20 protein-coding genes and 1 pseudogene are annotated in these 23,878 nt (G+C 28.5%); 3 read left to right on the forward strand and 18 right to left on the reverse strand.

What is annotated here, in order from left to right:
* Positions 1–14 precede the first annotated feature (14 nt).
* Positions 15–1,184, forward strand: a pseudogene (locus tag FYJ26_RS01670) (IS256 family transposase).
* 594 nt (positions 1,185–1,778) lie between these two features.
* Here the strand turns inward: FYJ26_RS01670 and FYJ26_RS01675 are convergent.
* Positions 1,779–2,639, reverse strand: coding sequence for a MerR family transcriptional regulator (locus FYJ26_RS01675; RefSeq protein WP_154538992.1), 861 nt, complete (start codon positions 2,637–2,639; stop codon positions 1,779–1,781).
* A 172-nt stretch (positions 2,640–2,811) separates the two neighbouring features.
* On the reverse strand, positions 2,812–2,967 hold the full coding sequence (locus FYJ26_RS10770; RefSeq protein ID WP_195837836.1) for a hypothetical protein: 156 nt from the start codon (positions 2,965–2,967) through the stop codon (positions 2,812–2,814).
* Positions 2,968–3,282: 315 nt separating this feature from the next.
* Between FYJ26_RS10770 and FYJ26_RS01680 the strand changes: the two genes are divergently transcribed.
* Entirely contained in the window at positions 3,283–4,326 is a 1,044-nt protein-coding gene (locus FYJ26_RS01680; RefSeq protein ID WP_407926330.1) for a cation diffusion facilitator family transporter, read from the forward strand.
* Between the two features lie 233 nt (positions 4,327–4,559).
* Here FYJ26_RS01680 and rlmD read toward each other — a convergent pair whose 3' ends face one another.
* The 8 genes from rlmD to murB are packed head-to-tail and all read right to left on the reverse strand — an operon-like array spanning position 4,560 to position 15,415.
* Complete coding sequence (gene rlmD / locus FYJ26_RS01685) at positions 4,560–5,813, reverse strand: 23S rRNA (uracil(1939)-C(5))-methyltransferase RlmD (protein ID WP_154538993.1); 1,254 nt, start codon at positions 5,811–5,813, stop codon at positions 4,560–4,562.
* Positions 5,813–7,585 carry a pyruvate kinase gene (gene pyk, locus FYJ26_RS01690; RefSeq protein WP_154538994.1) on the reverse strand — a complete coding sequence of 591 codons (1,773 nt, stop codon included), beginning with the start codon at positions 7,583–7,585 and terminating at the stop codon, positions 5,813–5,815. The genes rlmD and pyk overlap by 1 nt, the downstream gene beginning before the upstream one ends.
* A 14-nt stretch (positions 7,586–7,599) precedes the next feature.
* Complete coding sequence (gene pfkA, locus FYJ26_RS01695) at positions 7,600–8,559, reverse strand: 6-phosphofructokinase (protein ID WP_154538995.1); 960 nt, start codon at positions 8,557–8,559, stop codon at positions 7,600–7,602.
* 9 nt (positions 8,560–8,568) lie between these two features.
* Entirely contained in the window at positions 8,569–12,021 is a 3,453-nt protein-coding gene (locus tag FYJ26_RS01700) for a DNA polymerase III subunit alpha (RefSeq protein WP_154538996.1), read from the reverse strand.
* Positions 12,011–12,937 carry a DNA-binding protein WhiA gene (whiA, locus tag FYJ26_RS01705; protein WP_154538997.1) on the reverse strand — a complete coding sequence of 309 codons (927 nt, stop codon included), beginning with the start codon at positions 12,935–12,937 and terminating at the stop codon, positions 12,011–12,013. Before whiA ends, FYJ26_RS01700 begins: the two co-directional genes overlap by 11 nt.
* 11 nt (positions 12,938–12,948) lie before the next feature.
* Positions 12,949–13,671 (reverse strand): tyrosine-protein phosphatase, encoded by a 723-nt coding sequence (locus tag FYJ26_RS01710; RefSeq protein ID WP_154538998.1) that lies wholly within the window; start codon positions 13,669–13,671, stop codon positions 12,949–12,951.
* The gene (rapZ, locus tag FYJ26_RS01715) at positions 13,659–14,513 is read right to left on the reverse strand and encodes an RNase adapter RapZ (RefSeq protein ID WP_154539000.1); all 855 of its coding nucleotides are present in this window, start codon (positions 14,511–14,513) and stop codon (positions 13,659–13,661) included. Before rapZ ends, FYJ26_RS01710 begins: the two co-directional genes overlap by 13 nt.
* Positions 14,513–15,415, reverse strand: coding sequence for a UDP-N-acetylmuramate dehydrogenase (gene murB / locus FYJ26_RS01720; RefSeq protein WP_154539002.1), 903 nt, complete (start codon positions 15,413–15,415; stop codon positions 14,513–14,515). Before murB ends, rapZ begins: the two co-directional genes overlap by 1 nt.
* Before the next feature lie 162 nt (positions 15,416–15,577).
* On the opposite strand from murB, the gene rpmB reads away from it, so the two are divergent.
* On the forward strand, positions 15,578–15,766 hold the full coding sequence (rpmB, locus tag FYJ26_RS01725; RefSeq protein ID WP_154539004.1) for a 50S ribosomal protein L28: 189 nt from the start codon (positions 15,578–15,580) through the stop codon (positions 15,764–15,766).
* A gap of 81 nt (positions 15,767–15,847) precedes the next feature.
* Here the strand turns inward: rpmB and rpe are convergent, their stop codons facing one another.
* The 8 genes from rpe to def are packed head-to-tail and all read right to left on the reverse strand — an operon-like array spanning position 15,848 to position 23,877.
* The gene (gene rpe / locus FYJ26_RS01730; RefSeq protein ID WP_154539006.1) at positions 15,848–16,504 is read right to left on the reverse strand and encodes a ribulose-phosphate 3-epimerase; all 657 of its coding nucleotides are present in this window, start codon (positions 16,502–16,504) and stop codon (positions 15,848–15,850) included.
* The gene (rsgA, locus tag FYJ26_RS01735; protein WP_154539008.1) at positions 16,498–17,361 is read right to left on the reverse strand and encodes a ribosome small subunit-dependent GTPase A; all 864 of its coding nucleotides are present in this window, start codon (positions 17,359–17,361) and stop codon (positions 16,498–16,500) included. Before rsgA ends, rpe begins: the two co-directional genes overlap by 7 nt.
* Positions 17,358–19,430, reverse strand: a complete 2,073-nt coding sequence (pknB, locus tag FYJ26_RS01740; protein WP_154539010.1) for a Stk1 family PASTA domain-containing Ser/Thr kinase — start codon at positions 19,428–19,430, stop codon at positions 17,358–17,360. The genes rsgA and pknB overlap by 4 nt, the downstream gene beginning before the upstream one ends.
* A 7-nt stretch (positions 19,431–19,437) precedes the next feature.
* Positions 19,438–20,166, reverse strand: coding sequence for a Stp1/IreP family PP2C-type Ser/Thr phosphatase (locus FYJ26_RS01745; RefSeq protein ID WP_154539012.1), 729 nt, complete (start codon positions 20,164–20,166; stop codon positions 19,438–19,440).
* Between the two features lie 2 nt (positions 20,167–20,168).
* Entirely contained in the window at positions 20,169–21,194 is a 1,026-nt protein-coding gene (gene rlmN / locus FYJ26_RS01750; protein WP_154539014.1) for a dual-specificity RNA methyltransferase RlmN, read from the reverse strand.
* Positions 21,195–21,196: 2 nt separating this feature from the next.
* Positions 21,197–22,477, reverse strand: a complete 1,281-nt coding sequence (gene rsmB, locus FYJ26_RS01755) for a 16S rRNA (cytosine(967)-C(5))-methyltransferase RsmB (RefSeq protein ID WP_154539016.1) — start codon at positions 22,475–22,477, stop codon at positions 21,197–21,199.
* Position 22,478: 1 nt separating this feature from the next.
* Positions 22,479–23,423: a methionyl-tRNA formyltransferase gene (gene fmt, locus FYJ26_RS01760; protein ID WP_229771199.1), complete on the reverse strand. Its 945-nt coding sequence runs from the start codon at positions 23,421–23,423 to the stop codon at positions 22,479–22,481.
* Positions 23,413–23,877, reverse strand: a complete 465-nt coding sequence (gene def / locus FYJ26_RS01765) for a peptide deformylase (RefSeq protein ID WP_154539020.1) — start codon at positions 23,875–23,877, stop codon at positions 23,413–23,415. Before def ends, fmt begins: the two co-directional genes overlap by 11 nt.
* Position 23,878: the final 1 nt, after the last annotated feature.

Consider the following 23,878-nt stretch of genomic DNA (forward strand, 5'->3'; position numbering starts at 1 on the left):
ACTAGGAGGAACAAATGACCCAATTACATTTTACATTAAACATAGAAGATATTCAAAACTTAATTAACTAAGAAGTTAAAAATGATATGGCAAGAACTATTCTAAGTAAAATATTTAACGAGCTTATGGAAAAAGAAATAGATGAATATTTAGAAAATACAGCCTATCAAAGAGATCCTAACAGAATCACCTACCGTAATGGATACTATGAACGTGACTATACAACCAAAATAGGAACATTAACTTTAAGAGTACCTAGGACAAGAGATGGTAAATTCTCAACAGAAGTATCTGAAAGATATCAAAGAAATGAAAAAGCACTACTTTCAACCATGCTAGAAATGTATGTTCAAGGAGTATCAACAAGAAAAGTATCCAAGGTGATAGAAAATATATGTGGCAAAGCATATTCTAAATCCTTTGTATCATCTTTAACTAAAGAGCTTGACGAAGAAGTAAAGCTATGGAGAAATAGTGATTTAAGCAAACTAAAAATTCCGTATCTAATTGTAGATGTGGTCTACATAAAAGTAAGGGAAAACAATCGTGTAGTATCAAAAGCTTGTCATATTGCAATAGGAACAACTGAAAAAGGAAATAGAGAAATCATAGGCTTAGACCTAAGTTCTAGTGAAAGTGAAAATTCATGGTCAAACTTCTTTGAATATTTAAAAGCTAGAGGACTATCTGGACTTAAAATGGTAATATCAGATGCTCACAAAGCTCTAGTAAAAGCAATAAAAGAAACATTCGTAAATGTAATATGGCAAAGATGTCAGGTACATTTCTTAAGAAATATCCTATCAAAAGCACCAAAGAAAAACACTGAAGACTTTAGAACAGACATCAAAGCCCTATTTAAAATCCAAGATATAAACTTAGCAAGAAAAATGAAAGAAGAAATCTTCTCAAAATATGAAACAGAAAAGAAATATCAAACCTCTTTAAACACCTTAGATGAAGGCTTTGAAGATGCTTTTTCCTATTTATCTAATGGAGTAATTCATAGTAGACTTAAATCAACCAATTGCTTAGAAAGACTAAACGAAGAAGTTAGAAGGAGAGAGAAAGTCGTTAGAATATTTCCAAATGAAGACTCAGCTATTAGACTAATAGGCGCAATCCTCATTGATATCAATGAGGATTGGATAACATCTTCTAAATTGTATATTAGAATGAAATAGTAAATATTGGACTAGGATAATTTACACAATATTATGGACTTGACTTATTCTAAAAGAAATGTAAATTTATTTTTTCTTAAAAATAAAGCCCTTTCCAATAAAGAAAAAAAATTTATTAAATTCCTAAAAGATTTTCAGATTTAATCCAATATATAAAAAACTAAATAATCTTGCAAAGGAAAAAATTTACATCTTTGAATAGTGTGTACTATAGGTGGTTATATGACCTCGCAGGAGCTGAAATAAATTCAATTGAAGCTATATAAATGTACCTAGTTTCAGAAAATGACAGTCTATACTTCGTAAATAGTAAGAACAAATCTGTTAAATATAAAACAGATACCCTTTGCGATCTCACAATAATAGGCAGCAAGTCTCGCTCAATCCCAGCTGCGGCATCTATTCTTGGAGATATAATAAATATGTAATAAAAAGTTGTGTCAAAAAAGGCACAACTTTTTATTATAATATTATGTTAATTAGAATTCTTACATAAGCTCCTATATTCCTCATAATTTAAGACATTTCGATTTCTTAATTGTATATTAATTAAATCATACCTATAGTCCACAACCCTATTCCCAAAATACATTTTTATCTAGAATAAGAATTTTTTTCTTTTAAATATTTTTTATTGGCTTGTATTAATTTATTATAATATTCATCATAGGATTTACTAAATTTTCTAATGAGTGGAATTGCAATCTCATAATATCCATTGTCCACCATGTATTTTTGAAATCTATCTTGTATTTTCTTAACCTCACTATTTAAATACTCATCACTTTTTTTATATTTTTCATAGTCAAAAATAAATTTTTCATTATCTTTAAACCATTTTTTTATATTATTCACTGCTTCAATTTTTGATTCATTAATTTTTTCTAAATCTGCCATAGAAAAAGATTTAGTTAATTTTTCAATGTATTTACCTTCGTCATTAGACAATTGAAATTCTGGTAAATTATCTAAGTACTCTATATATTTTTCAAAGGCTTTTTTCCCATCTTTATCTAGATTTTCATTTAAAAATATCTTGTAGGCTGAAAATAAAACTTGTCCAAAATAGCCCGGAAATTTATCCATTAATCTTTCATAGATAGTTTTATTAGTTTCTAACAAATCAAGTTTTTTATTTATCGTAGCTTGCTCTTCTCCCTTGATTATAAGTTCAAGAATTTCTTTCTTTTTTTCTTCAATATTTAATTCAAATTCCTTATTCCTTAAAATCGTAGATAATGAAGAATCTTGTGAATGTAGTATTCCTTTAATTTCAGCTACACTTAATCCAACTTTAGAAAGCACAGAAATTTTTTTTAAAATTTTAATATCTTTATCACTGTAATCTCTATACCCATTCTCAAGTCTTTTGGGATTAATTAGTCCTCTTTCTTCATAATATTTAATAGCCTTTCTTGTAAGACCCGTCCTGTTTTGAACTTCACTTATAATCATAATATCCCTCCTCTATTTAAAGGATATCACCGTCCCTAAGGGACTAGTCAAATACTAAAATTTATTATTTAACTTACCGCTAAATATCACTTTTCCAAAAATAATTAGATATTTCTATAATTCTTTAACTTGAAAGATGAATAACAGTATTTTTTTATCCTTATCTTTTCCATTATAATGATTTTAATACATTGTAATAAATTACATAATTTAAAACTGAGTTTGCACTTATAAACTCTTCGATTTCTAAAAAGCGATTTTTATTCTTTTTTATTTGCTCCATGATTGAAAAAATTCCTGAATCATCCTGAGCTTTGAATTTTGGCAAATCAATATTATCCCAAATATATTGATACTATAAGTTAAAACTATTTTAAAATCAAAAAACAGGACTTGGTTCGCTTAAATTATAAGTGGCATGTCGTTTACTATTTTGTTTATACTATATACTTTTCATTCTTATCCATTTCTCTATTCTTTGTTTAAACAATAAACTTATGGGTATTAAAAAGGCGTAAAAATTAATCATAAATTTTAAATAAAAAGGGGTTATTATGTCACAAGAGAGTTATGATATTTCAATATCTTAAAAAATCGTGGAAAGGCAATTATAAAGACAAGTATAATTGCTATTTTAATCAATGTGTTTCTCGCAATATTTAATGCAATTTTAGGTTTGTTTGTTAATTCTATTGCACTGATTTTAGATGCTGTGAACAATTTATCTGATGCTCTTTCTTCTGTTGTAACTATCATAAGCGAAAAAATTGCCAGCAAGGCTCCAGACAAAAAGCATCCAATGGGTTATGGAAGGATTGAATACATATCTTCGATGATTATTGCTGCTCTTGTTCTTTACGCTGGAATTACTTCTTTGGTTGAATCTGTGAAGAAAATTTTAAATCCAAGTCCTGCATCCTATACAATACTTTCTATTGTAGTTATTGGTTTGGCAGTTGTCGTAAAATTTATTTTGGGAAATTATGTGAAAGAACAAAGCAAAAAAATTAATTCTACTGCATTAATTGCATCGGGTTTTGATGCTTTATTTGACGCAATTCTCTCTTTTTCTGTATTTTTGTCTGCAATTATTTTTACAATTTGGGGAATTTCTCTTGAAGCTTATATTGGTATAATTATTTCAATTTTCATGATTAAGGCTGGAATTGAAATAATGCTATCAACTGTTGATGATTTAATTGGTCACAGAGCTGATCATGAAATGGTAGAGAGAATAAAAGAGTTAGTTAGTGAAGAAGAACAAGTTCTTGGAGTATACGACTTAGCGCTTTTTAATTACGGTCCTAATAAATACTATTCTTCCCTTCATGTTGAACTTCCAGACAAAATGCAAGTCGATGAGGTTGACATGTTGACAAGAAAATTACAACACAAGATTTATAAAAAAACTGGAGTAATTTTAATTGCTCTCGGTGTATATTCTTTTAATACTAAAGACAAAAAAGCTACAGAAATTAGAAAAACTGTCGAAAAGAAAATTTTATCTCATGATTGGGCTCTACAAGTCCATGGATTTTACTGCGATATCGATAAAATTTCTTTAAGATTTGATGTTGTTTTGAGCTTTGACATTAAAATAGAAGATGCCCTTAAAATAATAAATAAAGAAGTCAAAGACCTTTATCCGGATTATAAAATTCAAATTGTTCCTGACCTTGATTTATAAAATTAACTTTTAATCTTAAAAACGTGGTTATAATTTGACCCACAAAGTTGTAATAATACCAGAGTGAGTATAATATTTTCTCTGGTCTTTTTGTTCTTTATTACCCAGTTGTAGAAAATTTTTACGCTACATTTTCTCTTTCTATATTTTTCCATAGAACTTGTTTTAATATTTATGAGTTTTTAGATTTAGCATAAAATCTCCAACCCCTTGACTTCGCCATTGTTCTGTTATTAATCTTCTATCCTTGATATCAATAATATCGTCTCCACGTGCATAGTTTGTGGAAACATATCAACTGCTCTTATATTTTTCATTTTATAACCATTATTTTGAAATCTATTTATATCTCTTGCCAAAGTTTGAGGATTACAGGATATATATACTACTTTTTCAATATTTGTTTTTGAAATTGTTTTTATTATTTCTTTACTAAGTCCCGCTCTTGGTGGGTCTAGTACTACTGCTTCTACATTATTTTCTTTTATAAATTTTTGATTTATAAAATTAGCATTTTTAGCTATGAATTTATAATCATTTAGCTCATTTAATTTTGCATTTTCATTTGCATCTTTTATTGCATTTTTATTTATCTCGACGCCTATTATATGATCTTTATTTATAGCAATAGAGCTTGTAGCTGACCCACAAAATAGGTCTAGAATTTTTTTGTCTTTATCTAGATTAGATTTTGCTATTTTATATAATTTATCAACCATAAAATCATTTACTTGATAAAAATCATTTAAGGAAATTTTGAATTTATTCTTATCAATCTTATATAATAGATAATCTTTACCTGATATATTAGCTAAACTATTATCAGTTATTAAATTAATATGAAATTTAGAATTTATATAATTTTTCTTAATGTATGAGTTAGCTTTTTCATTATTAATAGTTAAATTAAGCATTATTTCTTTATTATTTGTCCTAATACTTATCTCACTTATAGACTCTGGATATTTTTGTGATATGTCCATAGTTAATTTTTCTATTTCTTCTAAATTATCTCTAATTATGTCCCTTGCAAGTAGGCAGTCTTTTATCAAAACTAGGTCATTTGAATATTTTTTGTTATAGGCGAGTCTTCCTTTTCTGTCCACTTTCAATCTAATCTTATTTCTATAAAAAAACTCTGGACTTTTTTCTAACTCAATTTTATCAATTCTTATATTGGCTAATTTCTCTATGGCATTTTTTATTAAATTTTTCTTTAAGTCAATTTGTGTCTCATAGTTTATATCCATAATAGAACAACCACCACATTCATTATAATATGGACATGGTGGTTTTCTATAGTAGGGAGATTTCTTTGAAGTTTTAATTTTTTCTGCTTCATAGAAATTCTTTTTTTCATTATTTACTTTTATATGGCAAGTTTCACCAAAAATCGCCTTTTCTATAAAAGCAATTTTTGTGTCTGTTCTTCCAACTCCCCTACCATCTTGTAGGATATCAATTATTTTGATATCTTTAATTACCATTATAATACCTTTGCTTCTCCCTTATATACGATTCCTCCTACAGGATCTAGAGTTACTACTTCTCCATCTTCTACAGCATCGAAGATACCTTTTACTCCAAGTATTGCTGGTATTCCAAAATGAATTGATACAACTGCTGTATGACTTGTTAGTCCTCCATTTTCAGCTATTACTCCTGAAGATCTTTCCATAAATTCATTAAGATCTTTATCTGTATATTCTGCTACAATTATATCACTATCTTCAAATTTTCCTTCAAGTTCTTCTTTTGTAGATCCTTTTACAACTTTTGCAGATACTGATTTATTACCAACACCTGTTCCATTTGCAATTATATCTCCAATTACGTGAACTTTTATCAGATTGCTTGTTCCTGATACTCCTAGAGGAATTCCTGCTGTTACTACAGTAAGGTCCCCTTCTTGAACATAATTTCCTTTCAAAGCACCTACTATAGCTCTTTCTATTAGTTCATCAGTTTCTTTAGCTGCTTCTACTACTACAGGATATACTCCCCAAGAAATTGAAAGTTTTCTCGCAACTCTTTCATCTAAAGTACAAGCAACTATATTTGTTCTTGGTCTAAATTTAGATACAGCTCTTGCTGTATTACCTGAAGATGTACATGTAATTATTGCCTTTGCATTTAATTGACTTGCTATAGTACATGTAGATCTTGAAATTGAGTTTGTTGTTGTAATCTCTGAGTCAATATTTGTCTTATAGATATTTTCTTCAAAGTCATCAGATAGTTCTGTTGTAATACAAATATCTCTCATTGTTTTTACAGCTTCAACTGGATATTTACCAGCAGCTGTTTCACCTGAAAGCATTACACAGTCAGTCCCATCTATTATGGCATTAGCAACATCAGTAGTTTCAGCTCTTGTTGGTCTTGGGTTTCTTTGCATAGAATCGAGCATTTGAGTTGCTGTTATAACTGGTTTAGCTGCTTTATTACATTTTCTAATAATATCTTTTTGTACTAAAGGAATTAACTCAGTTCTAATTTCAACACCCAAGTCTCCCCTAGCTACCATTACTCCATCACTATTTTCAATTATTTCATCAACATTATCTACACCTTCTTGTGATTCAATTTTTGAAATAATTAGGATATCTTCTCCGCCATGATCTTCAAGTACTTTTCTTATATCAAAGATATCTTCTTTTTTTCTTATAAATGAAGCTGCTATCATATCAATTCCATTTTCTATACCAAATTTGATATCATCAACATCCTTTGGTGTGATAGCTGGTAAATTGGTAACTCTTCCTGGAAGATTAACTCCCTTATGATTTGAAATTACACCATTATTTTGGACTGTACAAACTATGTCTGTTCCATCTTTTATTTCCAAAACTTTAAGTTGGATTAAACCATCATCAATAGAAATAATTGAGTCTTTTTCTACATCTCTAGGAAGCCCTTCATAAGAAACTGAAACTATATTTTGATTTCCAATTACATCTCTAGTTGTTAGAACAAAGGTATCATCTGGTTTTAAAAAATATTCCTTTTTATCAAAGTTTCCTATTCTTATTTCAGGTCCCTTTGTATCAAGCATTATTCCTAAAGGTACATTGAGTTTTCTTCTAATTCTTTTTATTGTTTTTATTTTTTCAAGGTGTTCCTCATGGCTACCATGAGAGAAGTTTAACCTTGCAACATTCATACCATTTTTAATTAATCTTTCTAAAACTTCAGGTGATTCTGAAGCTGGTCCTATAGTACAAACTATCTTAGTTTTTTTTAGTATCTCAGGTGTCATATACTATCCTCCTCTTATTTTGATAATTTATTGGCTAATTCATATAGACTTTCATTAAAGTCACCTTTTATTGAGACAGCTTCATCAAGGCTTACTTGAGTAATTTGTCCATTAGTATAGCCTAATGCAATATTTGTTTTTTCATCTTTTAGTAGTTCAGCAGCCTTAGCTCCCATAATAGAGCCTAAAAGTCTGTCTGTAGCAGATGGTGAACCACCTCTTTGAACGTGACCTAAAACCGTTACTTTTGTTTCAACTCCACTTCTCTCTTCTACTTCTTTTGCTACTGTATAAGGATTACCTACTCCTTCTGCAAGTACGATTAGATGATGTAGTTTACCTCTTTTTCTACCATGATTTACTTTTTCAACTATTTCATCAATAGAAAATTTATGTTCTGGAACTATTATTGATTCTGCTCCACCAGCAAGCCCTGAAAATAAAGCTAAATCTCCACAATGACGTCCCATAACTTCTATAACAACCGCTCTACCATGTGATGATGAAGTATCACGTAATTTTCCTATAGCATCTATTACTGTTTCAATTGCTGTAAAAAATCCGATAGTAAAGTCAGTATAACCCATATCATTATCAATTGTTCCTGGTATTCCTATTGTTTTGATACCTAGATCAGATAGTGCTTTAGCTCCCTTATATGAACCATCTCCACCTATAACTATTAGTCCTTCTATACCGTAGTCTGTGAGTATTTGTGCTCCTCTTTTTTGACCTTCTGCTTCTTTAAATTCAGTGCTTCTTGCTGTACCAAGTATGGTACCTCCCTTATGGATTATATCGGCAACTGATGATACATTCATTTCGTATATGTCGCCTTTCATTAGACCATCATATCCATTTCTGATACCCTTTATTCTCATTCCATTATTAAGAGCTGTCCTAACCGCCGCTCTTATGGCAGAGTTCATACCTGGAGCATCTCCACCACTAGTAAGTATACCAATTGTCTTCATTTTATCTCCTTACTTTAATATAACATTCTCTTTTCCTAATTTTTGTTTTAATAAGTTAATAAGATCAGATTCTTTATTTATCCAAAGATTTATTTTCATATATCTGATTTTATTTTTATCATAGAAATATAAAACTACAGGTGTATCTCCTCTATAGTTTGACAAATCATTTCTTATCTCATTATACCTTATAAATTTCAATTTTATATATAAAATTTTAAAATCCGGATCTTCAACATCTATAAATGAGGATGCTATTAACTTAAGTTCATTATCAGTTGATTTAAGCCTTCCCTTAACTAATACAACTCCGTCCTCTTTTATCATTGACCTATAGTCTTTGTATATATTAGGAAAAATTATTGTTTCTATAGTTCCTGACATATCTTCAATATTTAAAAATGCCATTAGGGTAGACTTTTTAGTCATTGTCTCGGACTTATTAGTAATAATTCCAAGCAATATTACATCTTTTTTATCATAATTGTCAATATTAATTTCATCTAATTCTTCATTTATACCACAATTAAAATTAACAAAACCTTCTAATTTTTTATTAATTGCATTCAAAGGATGATCTGATATATAAAAACCTAAGACCTCCTTTTCATTCTTTAATTTCTCTTTTTGAGAATATTCATTTATTTCTTTGATAGATTCCTGGTTTTTTTTATAAGTACTACTCTGATTTGCAAAATCTAATAAATTGATTTGACCTTTTACATTTATCCTTTCATTTTCATGAACAGATATTAAAGCATTCTCATATCTTGCAATAAGAGTTGACCTATTATGTCCCAAAGAATCGAATACCCCAGCCTTTATCAAAGATTCTAAAGCCTTTTTATTTAAAGCAGTCCTATCAACCTCATTTACTCTTTCAAGAAATTCTTTAAAATTATTAAATCTAGAATTTCCTCTTGCCATAACTATAGCATCTATCAAATTTGCTCCAACATTTTTTATAGCTGATAGACCAAATATTATCTTATTATCATCTACTACAAATCTTTTTTTTGATTTATTTATATCAGGTGGTAGAATTTTTATTCCCAACCTTTTAGCTTCAGAAATATAAAGGTATACTTTTGAAGTATTTCCCATTACAGAAGTTAAAAGATTTGCCATATATTCTTCCTTAAAATTATATTTTAAATAAGCAGTTTGCATGGCAACTAATGAGTATGCAGCTGAGTGCGATTTGTTAAATGCGTATTTGGCAAAAGATATCATCTCATCATATATTTTATTAGCCTTTTCTTTTGATATACCATTTCTAACACAACCTTTAATTTCCACATTTCCAGATTCATCAAGTTTTCCATTTACAAAAATATCCCTATTTTCTTCCATGACACTCATTTTCTTCTTACTCATGGCACGTCTTAGATTATCTGCCTCTCCTAAGGAAAATCCAGCAAGTTGTTGTACTATTTGCATTACCTGTTCTTGGTAGACAATAATTCCATATGTTAGCTCAAGTATAGGTTTTAGACTATCGTCAATGTAAGTGATATTTTTTGGATTATTTTTATTTTTTATATAATTTGGAATCTGATCCATAGGACCTGGTCTAAATAATGAGTTTGCTGCTACCAAGTCATCAAATTTTCTAGGTTTTAAATTTTTTAGGAAATTTCTCATACCAGCTGATTCAAATTGAAATATACCTATAGTTTCAGCTTTAGTAAATTGACTTAAAACTTCTGAATCATTTTCATCTATATCTTCAATATTTATATCAATATTTTTGTTTTTCTTTACATCTTCTACAGTATCCTGTATTACGGTTAAATTACGAAGACCCAAAAAGTCCATCTTCAATAGCCCTAATTCTTCTATTTCTACCATATTAAATTGAGTTACTATCTGATTATTGCTCATGGAAAGAGGAACTATATCTGTTAAAATATCTTTTGAGATAACTACTCCTGCTGCATGAATTGATGTATGACGTGGTAGAGATTCTATAGCCCTTGCTGTATCAATCATTCTTTTTGTTTCCACATCATTTTCGTATTCATGGGCTAATTTTTCTGTATTTTCTAGGGCAAGATCTATTGTCATTCCTATTGCTTGAGGAATAAGTTTTGCTATCTTGTCTACCTTATTATAGGATACATCCATAACTCTACCAACATCTCTTATTGCGTTTCTTGCCTGCATTCTACCAAAAGTTACAATTTGAGATACATGGTCTTTTCCATATAATTCATAGACATAATCTACAACTTTGTCCCTATTTTCATAGCAAAAATCTATATCTATATCTGGCATAGATACTCTTTCAGGATTTAAAAATCTTTCAAAAAGTAAATTATATTTTAAAGGATCAATTTTAGTTATATCTAGGGCATATGAAATAATAGAACCTGCTGCAGATCCTCTTCCTGGGCCTACTGCTATATTATGGTCTTTTGCATATCTTACAAAGTCCCATACTATAAGAAAGTAATCTACATAACCCATATTATTAATTACATTGATTTCTTTTTTTGTCCTATCTATTATCTCTTTTGTTATATTTTTATATTTTCTTTTTAGCCCTTTATATACAAGTTTTTTTAAATATTCTAGATTAGATAAATCTTTTGGAAGTTTTGTAAAATAAGGCAAATGTGGCTCATGAAATTTAATTTCAACATTACACCTATCTGCAATTATTTTAGTATTTTCATATGCACGAGGAAATTCTTTGAAAATTTCTTTCATCATAGAAGAATCTTTTAAGTAAAATTCATCAACTGGCATCTTCATCCTATCTTCATCTTTAAGTAAAAAACCTGTTTGTATACACAAGAGTACATCTTGATAATAAGCATCTTTTTTATCGACATAATGAACATCATTAGTACAAACCAATTCAATATCAAGATCTTCATGCATCTTTAATAAGATTTCATTTACTTTTTTTTGTTCCTTCAAACCATGGTTTTGAACTTCCAGATAAAAATTATCTCTACCAAAAACACCTAAGTATCTTTCACAAGTCTCATAGGCTCTTTTTATATCATTTTCTAAAATTCTTTGATTAATCTCACCATTTAAGCAAGCTGATAGGGCAATTATATTTTTTGAATATTTTTTTATAGTATCAAAGTCAACTCTAGGTTTATAATAAAATCCTTCAGTATATCCTTTTGAAACTATTTTCAAAAGATTCTTATAACCTTCGTTGTTTTCGGCAAGAAGTATTAAATGATAGTATCTTTTATTAGCAGGTGTCTTTATAGATAAATCATCTTCACAAACATAAACTTCACAACCAATTATTGGTTTTATGCCATTTTTCTTACATTTTTGATAAAATTCAATAACTCCATACATTTGGCCATGATCTGTTATGGCACAAGATTTCATATTTAACTCTTTAAGCCTTTTAATTAGCTTATCAATTTTTGTGAATCCATCTAATAAAGAATATTCTGTGTGTAGGTGTAAATGTGTAAAATCACTCATCATTATTATCACTTTCTGCAAGTTTTATAAACTTTTGTAATCTATAATTAACCTTGGCTTTACTTAAAGGAGGATTTGCCATCTTTCCTAATTCCTCTATAGAAATATAAGGGTATTCTACTCTTAAGTCAGCAAGTTCTTTTAATTCTTTTGATAGATTATCAAAAATTTTATTTCTTTTAAGCTTATTGATTGCTTCTACTTGATTAAAAGATGCTTTTATTGTTCTATCTATATTTGCCTTATCAAAATTATTTTGCCTATTTATATCATTTCTTATTGATTTAATAACTCTTACATTTTCAAGGTCAAATAAGGATTTATTTGCTCCAATTATAGCTAGAAAGTCTGATATCTTATCTGAATCTTTTATATATACACTATAATTATCATTTCTTTTATTTATTTTTGCATCTATATTGAAATCTTTCATAAGTTTTTCTATTAAATAAACCTCATTTTTATCAGATAAATTTATTTCAAGGTTATAACCTCTGTAAGGATCATTGATTGAGCCTTTTAACAAAAAAGCTAGTTTCAATATAATTTTTTTTTCTTTTTGAGTTTTTATTTTTTTTAAAAATTTTTCCAAATCAAATATTTGATAATAATCTGCTAAATCAAGTATTAAATCTGCTATGTAACTATCTTCAACTATGACAACATATGATCTATCTTTAGAAAATTTTCTTTTGTTTTGAATTTCTATGGCAGGAGAATAATCATATTTTGCCTTTATAATTTTATAAATATATCTTGCTTCTATATTCTCACTTGCTTTAAATAATATTTTGTATGAATTATTTCTAATTCTAATAGAACCTGAGAAGTATAGGTAGGCTAATAATTCCACATCTATTTGACTTGTTTCAGGCTCTTTTTTTAATATTTCTTTTTTACATCTTTTTGAAAAAGACATCTAATCACTCTCTATTCAATTAATTTCTTTTTTAATTTATCTATAGAATTTCTATCAAGTTTAGCATAATACAGATAAGATTCAAAACTTTGATATTTTCTAATTATGTAAGATATAGCCTCTTTCATATTATAAGGGTTGGTTACTCTAAAAATAGATCCCTTTTCATCTTGATCATACCTTTCAATATAACCAAGATTTGCTGAAGATATCTCATAATCTGCAATTATATCCGACCTTGCTACATTAGCTAAACCATATAATACCATGCTTATGATTCCTGTTCTATCTTTTCCCTCTTGGCAATGAAAAAGTGTAACCTTATCATTATCTGCTAGTATTTCAAAAACCTTTCTTATAGCCTTGTAATTATCTATTATAGATATATATGATTTTCCTATTGAATCTTTTTTATCTATTATTCTTTGTATTTCTTCATATCTCATGGCCCTTGGTGAAAGTGAAACCTGATGGTAAGAAAAATTTTCATTTATTTTTTCTAATCTCTTATGGTTTTTATAAACTTCATCATCACGTCTTAAATCTATTATAGTAGATACATTTAAATCTTTTAATAATGATATATCCTTATCTGTGATATCATCAAGATTTGCAGATCTGATAAATTTAGACCAAGAGGTAATTTCTCCATCTAAGGTAGGCATACCTCCAAGGTCTCTAGCATTTTTTATACTTTCAAAGGGCAGTCTTTTTAAGTATTTTATTTTCTCCATTTATCCTTATCCCTATGTTTTTTTATTACTATATAATTTGTTTCTTTTAACTTTTCGTATATACTTTCACACATATAAACCGATCTATGTTGACCACCTGTACATCCAAATCCTATTGATATAGAATTCTTTCCTTCTTTAGCAAAATATGGTATAAGTTTAATTAGGTTTTTATAAACTTCATTTTTAAATTCTTGAGCTATTTCAAATTCATCTAAATATGACCTAAGTTTTTTGTCGGTGCCATTTAATTGTTTTAAATCATCAATATAATAAGGGTTAGGTAAAAATCTCATGTCAAATACTACATCAAAGTCAAGACTTAAACCATTTTTATATCCAAAAGAAAATAAGTTAATAATAAAACTCTCTTTCCTATCAGATATATTCAATAGAACTTGTTTTAGGTTTTTGTTATTATAATTACTAGTATCTATGATTAAATCTGCCATATCTTTTATATCAGATAACATTATCTTTTCTCTTTCAAGACCATCTTTAACATCACCAAAAGAGCCTAAAGGATGAGGTCGCCTTAACTCATTATATCTTTTAATTATTACATCATCCCTACTTGTTAGAAATATGATGCTTGTATCCTTGTTGATTTTTTTAAGATTTGTTAAAGTTTCCTTAAGATTTTTTTCTACTTCCATTGATCTAAAATCAACTACACAGGCTAATTTTTCTATTGGCTTATCTTGTGACTTGCTTAAATATATAAAACTTTCTATTAAGGATCCTGGCACATTATCCATAGCATAATAATTTAAGTCTTCAAGTATTCTTAAGGCTGTGGTTTTTCCAGAGCCACTAAGACCTGTAATTATTTTAACCTTCATTACAAATCACCTAGTATTTTAACTTCTCTTTCTAGAATAAAACCAGTTTTTTCCTTAACTATAGATGCAATTTCCTTTATAAAATTATCCATCTCTTCAAAACTGGCATCACCATTATTTATTATAAAACCACAGTGTTTTTCACTTACTTGGCAATCTCCTCTAGAGTATCCCCTTAGTCCACTTTCATCTATAAGTTTTGAAGCAAAAGATCCTACCGGTCTTTTAAAGGTTGACCCAGCCGATTTTTTCTCAAGTGGCTGCTTACTTGTTCTTCTATATGTGAAATCTTTATAAGCTTCATTTATATCTTCAGGATTTCCTTTTTTCAATCTAAAGCTTGCAGAGGATACAATTAAATCGTCATCAAAAACTTTAGAATGCCTATATGAAAAATCCATCTCTTGATTTGATAGTTCAACTATATTACCAGACCTATCTATAAGTCTTACAGATTCAATTATATCTTTCATCTCTCTCCCATAAGCTCCAGCATTCATAGCTACAGCCCCACCTATAGTACCAGGGATTCCTGAGACCTCTTCCATTCCTGTAAGTTCATTTTTAAATGATAGTTTTGATGCTTTTGATAACAAAGTTCCACTTGTAACTATGAGGTGGTCTTCTTTTATTTCAATATTATCATAATTATTTGATAAGGCTATAACGCACCCTCTTATCCCTTTATCAGTTACAAGAATATTAGTGCCATTTCCTATAATTGTAGTTTCTATGTTATTTTCTTTATTAAATTTTATAAGATTAATTAATTCATCTTCTTTGCTAGGCTCCACAAATACATCACATGGTCCACCTATTCCAAAATTTGTATGAAGTTTTAAAGGCTCATCAAAAAGTATAATTCCAAAATTTTTACCTTCATATACTGACTTATAATCCATAAAGCCTCCTATCTATTTTCTTTACTTTAACTAATTTTATTATACTCTTATTTGATTTTTTGTCTTTTTTTATATATAATAGCTAAAGGCGATTATATTTGATAATTTAATATAAATTTGATATAATGACTAAGATTAAACTAAGACTTGGAGGTGTAAAGTATGGCAAGAGAGTGTGATATCTGCGGAAAAGGTACAAAATTCGGTAACAAAGTTACTTTCTCCCATAGAAGATTAAACAGAAACTTTAAACCAAACGTTCATAAATTAAGAGCTAAAATCGATGGAAGCGTTAAAACAATCAACGTTTGTACTAAATGTATGAAAAGCGGTAAAGTTGAAAAAGCTTAATATTTAATGACAATAGTGCTAAAAGCATTATTTTTTCATAAAAAAGGACAGTTGCAAGATTACTTTTGCAACTGTCCTTTTTTATGAATTAAATATTTTATAATATTTAAAAACTTGGTCTTTAATTTCACCATTTGAAAATATATCTGATCCACTTACTACAAGATCTACTCCACTATCAATCACCCTTTTTAAATTATGTGTTTTTATTCCACCATCAATCTCAATAAGGCAATTTAATTCATTCTCGTCAATATATTTTTTAATATTTCTTACTTTATCTAATGAATCTTCCATAAATGACTGACCACCAAATCCTGGCTCTACACTCATAACAAGACATACATCTACTTTTTTAAGATATGGAAGTATACACTCGACTTTTGTTTTTGGTTTAAAAGTTAGTCCTACCTTAAGTCCTAACTTTCTTATTTTTTCAAGAGTTTTATTAAGGTCTGAGCATGCTTCATAATGAACAGTAATTATATCAGATCCACTATCTTTAAATTCTTCTAAATATCTGATTGGCTCATCTATCATAAGATGAGTATCAAAAATAAAATCATTATTTTTTCTAATTGATTTTATTAATCCAAAGCCAAATGAAATATTTGGCACAAAAATCCCATCCATTATGTCAAGATGAAGATATTTTATATTTGCATCTTTTAACTTATCCAAGTCAGCTTGGATATTTGAAAAGTTAGATGACAAAAGTGATGGTGCTAATTCTACCATTTTTCTCTCCTTCTTTTTATATCATCAAATAAAGTTAAGTAATTTTCATACCTTGTCTTGCTAATATATCCATTTAGTAAATCATCTTTAACCTTACATTTTGGTTCATTTATATGGTTACAATTATTGAATTTACATGACTTATTGTCAAATTCTTTGAAACAGTATTTAAGATTTTTCTCATCATCTATAAAGTCTAGGTCAAAACTATCAAATCCTGGTGTATCAAAAATGTTGGTATTTTTACCTAGATTGAATATTTCTATATGTCTAGTAGTATTCTTACCTCTTTTTGACTTTTCAGATATTGACCCTATTTCAATATCATAGTCAACAAGGTTTGATAAAAATGTAGATTTACCAACGCCAGATGACCCAGAAACTGCAGATGTTTTACCTTTTAAAAGATTCATAATTTTGTCTTTTGGAAAGTCATTATAATTATCTATAAATATTAGTTTATAACCAATATTTTCATACATTCTTATAAATTCCAAGTCTTTTTCTTCAGCTAAATCCTTTTTGGATAATATTATAGCAACATCTATATTTATATATTCACACATGGCTAAGTACTTATCTATATTAAATAAGTTTAGACTGGGATTTTTTATAGTTACAAAATATAAGATTTGGTCAATATTCGCTATATTTGGTCTTTTGATTTCATTTTTTCTCTCTAAGATATTATTTATATATCCCTTATTATCTTCTCTAATTTCAAACTCAACATTGTCCCCAACTAAAGGTTTTATATTTTGATTTCTAAAAACTCCCCTTGCCTTACACATATAACTTTCATCATTAGCTAAAACATAGTATATTTCTTTTTGGGCTTTTATTATTTTACCAATCATTTATTTACTTCATATACTCCTTTGGATTCTCCATCAACTAAAATTTGAACCCTTGTACCTACAACTGACTTAAAATTTAAACTTAAGGTACCATCATCTCCAACTTCTTTGCTAGTATGATTTTGGTTATATAATAAATCTGTTTTTTGATTATCATCTGAAAGCTTATATATTTTTATATTAAAACTTTCTTTATCTTTTGGTGGAGTAATTGAAAAACTAACATTTACAGCTTCCTGTTGTTTTTTCTTGTCTTTTCCATCTTTTTCTTCTTCATTAGATTTATTATCAGTATTTTCTTTGCGACTTGGATCCTTACCATTTGATACCACAAGATCTATCTTAGAATTTTCTGCAACTTCTGTATTTGCTGATATAGATTGTGAAATTACTATTCCCTTTTCGATTGACTCAGAATATTCATAATTTATATTTCTTACACTTATAGAAGAATTTTCTGCAATAGATATTGCCTTTTCCTCAGTTTGTCCTACAAGGTTAGGTACGCTTACATTCTTAACTTCTGGCTCTTTTTTACCAAGACTTACATTAATGTCAATTTCACTACCACTTTGTACTGTTTCTCCAACTCTTGGATTTTGACTAATAATTTTATCTTTTTCGACTGTATCAGAATATTCGCTATTTGTTTTTCCTAAAGAAAGTCCTACCTCTTTTAAGCTTTCTTCTGCTTGACTTACAGTCATATTTGAAAGGTCTGGAACTTTAACCTCTCTACCTTGACTTATAACTAAGTTTACTGTTGAATAAGGTTTTACCTTTGCCTTGGGACTTGGATCTTGTTCCATTACTTTTCCTTCACCATAGTTATTAGATTCTGCATAGCGTGAAACATTAGCCTTTAAGTTTTTTGATTTTAGAAGCTTAACTGCCTCATCCTCACTTAAGTTTAATACAGTAGGAACTTCAACCATATTTGAGTTAGAACTTCTAACATAGTAAAATACGCCTAAAGCTAAAGCTAAAATTACAAGAAATATAGGCCAAATTTTTCTTTTCTTCTTTTTTTCTTTAAGATTTTTATTATCATCTCCAGGACTGACATATATAGCTTCATCATCTTCTTTATCTTCTTTTTTCTCTTCTAAAATTTTATCTTCATCATTTCTTTCTTCTGCAGGAATCTTTTCTTCAACTATAGGAATAAAGCTTGTTTCTTCTATATTATCTTCAACTACAGGAATTTTGGCTGTTTGTTCTTTTTTTATAGATCCTATATTATAATTTTCATCTTCTAAGGCTCTTATTAGCTCCTTAGCATTTGTAAACCTATCTTGAGGATTTTTCTCAAGTAATTTCATTATTATATCATTTAGTCTGTTGGATAGATTTTTATTTATCTCTTTAGGCTCAACAGCCTCATCTTGTATATGCATTACAGCGATACCAACAGAATTATCTGCATCAAAAGGGACTTTTCCTGTTGCCATTTCATACATAACTACGCCTAGAGAATAAAGGTCTGATTTCTCATCAACAAATTTTCCCTTAGCCTGTTCTGGTGAAATATAGTGAACCGTTCCAAGAATCGATGATGTATAAGTTATAGTTGCATTGGTTGATACTCTTGCTATTCCAAAGTCTGTGACTTTTAATAAGCCATATTTATCCATCAATATATTTTGTGGCTTTATATCTCTGTGTATTATATTTGATTGATGAGCTGAGCTTAAGGCTTGAGCAATTTGTATTGAATAGTCAACTATATCATGATTTGAAAGTCCATTTTTATTCTTATCAATAAGATCTTTTAAGGTTTCTCCATTGACATATTCCATTACTATATAATGTATTTTTTTACCAGATATTAAATCTTCACCTATATCATATACACTTACTATATTAACATGACTAAGTCTAGCCGCAGATAAGGCTTCATTTGAGAATTTCTTTACAAACTCATCATCTTCTTCATATTGATCTTTTAATACTTTTATTGCAACTTCTCTTTGCAATAGTCTATCAGTAGCCTTATAGACCTTGGCCATTCCTCCAACGCCAATAAGTTCTCTTAACTGATACCTATTTCCTAATATTATATTATCCATTCTAACCTCAAATCATAATTGTAGTAACTGTGATATTATCATGACCGCCTTTTTTTATTGCTAAATCGACAAGATTACTAGATATTATATCTGCAGAATTATTAGAAGCTATTATAGATTCAATCTCTAAGTCTGATACTTCGTTTGTTAAACCATCAGTAACCATCAAGACATAATCTCCATCTTTCATATCGCAAGATCTCGATTCTGGTCTAAGAGTCTCACTTACTCCAACAGCTCTCGTTATAGCAGACTTATTATCAAAATTCATTGCTTCTTCTTTTGTAAGAGATCCAGAATCAATTAAGTCATTAATCAAAGAATGATCTCTTGTAATAGGGTGCAATTCATTATCAGTATAAATATATGCTCTAGAATCCCCAATATGGGTTATATGATAAGTTTTTTTATCATAATCTAGGCAAACACAAACCACTGTAGTACCCATATTAGAATATTCCTCATGGGTCTTTGAAAGGTCTAATATTTTAATATTTGCATCCTTTAAGGCGTCTTCTTGTAAGTCTATAAGTGATTTATAAGATTTTATATCAGAATTTTTAATAAACTCTATGTAATATTTTGTAGCAAGCCTTGAGGCTATTTCGCCACCCTTATAACCACCCATACCATCAGCTACAATAAAAAAACATTGATTATCTATTTCTAAATTTCCATAGTAATCCTGGTTTTGACTTCTTACCTTGCCGATGTTAGAAATCGTACTAAATTTCATTTCTACCTCGCATAGTTATTTCTAAGTTGTCCACATGATGCATCAATATCCCTTCCCATAGATCTTCTTATTGTAGTATTGAGACCATATTTATTGAGTTTATTTTGAAATTGATTCATAATGCTGGATTTAGTTTTTGAGTGTCTAAACTCTTCAATTGGGTTAAGAGGTATCAAATTAATGTGGATATTTTTACCTTTAAAAAGTTTAGACAATTCTTTAACATCTTCTTCTAGATTATTTACCTTGTCTATTACCACATATTCATAAGATACTCTTCTTTTTGTCTTATCTAAATAGTAATCACAAGCCTTCACTATATCAGAAATCTTATATTTGTTAGCAGTTGGCATATATTTTTTTCTTTTTTCATCAAAGGCATAATGTAAAGATACTGCTAAATTTACATCTAATTTAGAATCAGCAAGTTCTCTAATCCTATCAACAAGTCCTACAGTTGAAATAGTAATGGATCTATGAGAAAGATTTCTTCCTCTAGGATCTGTTGTTATTTCTATAAATTTAATAATATTATCAAAATTATCTAAAGGCTCTCCTATGCCCATTACTACTATGTTGTTTATAGTTGAATTTTCTCTTTCTAATAGATAAATCTCTTCTATAATCTCTGATACATGCAGGGATCTTTCAAGACCATTTTTTGTAGAGGCACAAAATTTACATCCCATCCTACAACCAACTTGAGATGATATGCAAATTGTCACCCTATCCTCATATTGCATGAAAACTGCTTCTATAATATTTTTATCATCTAATTCTATTAAATATTTTTTGGTATTATCAAGTTTAGATTTGAATTTTTTTACTATTTTTAATTTAGGAAAGTAAAAAAGCGAGTCAAGTCTTTTCCTTAAATCCTTAGAAAGATCAGTCATCTTATAAAAATCATTTAATTTATTAATATGAATTTGCCTAAAAACTTGCTTAGCTCTAAATTTTTTAATCCCTAAATTATCAAATATTTCTTCTAATTCCTCAATTGATTTGTCATTAATAGTTCTTTTCATAATTATATCTTTTCAAATTTCGTCATAAAAAATCCGTCTGTATTATCTTCAAATGGAGTGTATTCAATATATGGTTTATCATCTATTGCTATATTTTTTAGTCTTTTCTTTTTTGTAAGATAAATATAGTTGTCTAAATTTTCATACATACCCAGAGTACAAGTAGAATAAAGAAGAATTCCTCCTTTTTTTAAATACATAAATGCCCTATCTAATATTCTTTTTTGAAGACTTGCTAGTTTTTTCACTCCATCCATATCTCTATTATATCTTATCTCAGGTTTTCTATCCATAACACCAAGTCCTGAACAAGGTAGGTCACAAAGAACATAATCAAACTTTTCTTTATATTCAGCTATATATTCACTTGCATCAAAATTTGTAATTTCAATATTTTTAAGGTTTAATCTCTCTATATTTTCATTAATTTTTGATAGTTTATTAAAAGAAATATCATTTGCAATAATATTTGCATTATTATTTACTAATTCTCCTATAAGAGAAGTCTTTGTCCCAGGTGCTGCACATAGATCAAGAATATTTGATCTTTCTTTAGGATTAAGTTCTTCACATACTTTGATGGATGCTTCAGATTGGATAGTAAAAAGACCTGCTTTAAATTCATTTGTACTTGCAAGTTTACTTGGATTTGTAATTCTTAAAGACAATTTGGAAATTTTTGAATCTGAAACCTTATATCCCCTCTTTATTAGAATTTTCTTCAAATCATCTTTGCTTATTTTTTTGTTATTTACTCTTATAGATATGAATCTTTTATCATTTAATGATAAAAGAAATTTTTTTGTAAAATCTTCATCATAGGATAGGTTTAGATATTCGATTATCCAAATTGGACAAGAATATTTTATAGATAAGTACTCGTATTCATTTTTTATATTTATCTTAGATAAATTTTCTTCATCTCTTATAAAAGATCTTAAAATAGCATTTACAAAACCTTTTGATTTATTAGATTCTTTTTTGGTAACATTTACTAATTCATTTACAATAGCATAGTTTTTCCTATCTAAAAAATGAATATTATATATACCTACTTCGAGAATTAGAAGGACTTTTTTATCTAATTTTTTTATCTTTATCTTCGATAATTTACTAATAATATAGTCAAGATAGAGTTTTCTTTCAATAACTCCGTATATACTTCTTGTTATATATGAAATATCCTCTCTCTTGCTTGCTATTTTATTTAAAATATCTGTAGACTTTTTGTTTTCGTAAAAAACTTCATAAAGTCCATCTATTATCAACTTAAAGTCATCCATACTAATCTATGTATATTCCCTTTTCAAAGTCATTTCCCAATAAAAAAGATTTTACATCCATAGCTTTTTTACCCGGAAATTGTATAATTTCTACTTTTATAGCCCCATCTTTGCATCCTATCTCTATCAAGTCATTTTTATTAGCCTCATATACAAAAGATGGTTTAGAGTCTTCTTTAACTATCGCCTTAGCCTTAAGAATCTTTATATTTTCACCCTTATAATTAAAATATGCCTTAGGAAATTCTACAAATGCTCTAACTTTATTTACTATATCTTGCTTATTTCCATTCCAATCGATTTTACCCATTTTCTTATCAATCTTTTTTGTGAAAGTTGCCTTAGTGTCATCTTGCTTTATTCTTTTGGCAAACTTTTCTTCATAGTTAAGAACAGCTTCAAGAATCGCCTTACTCCCAAGATCCGACATCTTTTCACTTAAACTTATAAAATCATCTTCCTCTTTTATTTCATATTCTTTTTGATTTAATATATCTCCACTATCCATCCCCTTTTCTATAAGCATTGCTGTAGCATGCGTTATTTTCTCACCATTTAAGAGGGTATATTGGATTGGACTAGCTCCTCTATATTTTGGTAGAGATGAAGGATGAAGGTTTATAATCTTATTTTCAAATTTATCTAGTAGCTTTTCTCCTATAAGTTGCCCGAAGGCAACTACAACTATAAAATCAATTTTTCTATCTGTAAGTTCTTTTAGAAATTCATCAGTGTTTACAGAATCAGGAGTTAAGACATCAACTCCTTTATCAAGGGCATATTGTTTAACAAGTGTTGGTCTAAATTTATTTCTATTTCTTTTTTTATCTTTACCACTAACAACTAAATCTACGTTTATATTTTCATTATTATAAAGAACATCCAAAGTTTTTAGAGCAAACTTTGGACTTCCCATAAAACATATATTTATTTTTCTATTGTACATCTTTGACTTCCTCTTCATAATCATCAATAAAAAGTTTGCCATTTAAATGATCAATCTCATGACATAAACAGACTGCCTTAAGTCCCTCTGCTTCTATCTGTTTTTCTTTTCCATCTTCATTTAAATATTTTACTATAACATGTGCTGGTCTTTTTACATTTGCATTAAAATTAGGTACAGAAAGACAACCTTCTACTCCAATTTGTTCGCCATCAGCTTCTATTATTTCGGGATTAATTAGCTTGATTAAACCATCCTCATCTCTAACATCTACTACTATAACTCTTTTTAAAAGACCTACTTGTGGTGCTGCAAGTCCCACACCATCGGCTTGATACATTGTATCAGCCATATCATCAAGTAAAACTCTTATTTTATCTGTAACTTCTTTAATTTCTTTTGATTTTTTTCTTAAAATTGGATCTCCAACTTGTCTTATATTTCTAATTGCCATA

This window comes from Anaerococcus porci (genome assembly GCF_009696575.1).
Lineage (GTDB): Bacteria > Bacillota > Clostridia > Tissierellales > Peptoniphilaceae > Anaerococcus > Anaerococcus porci.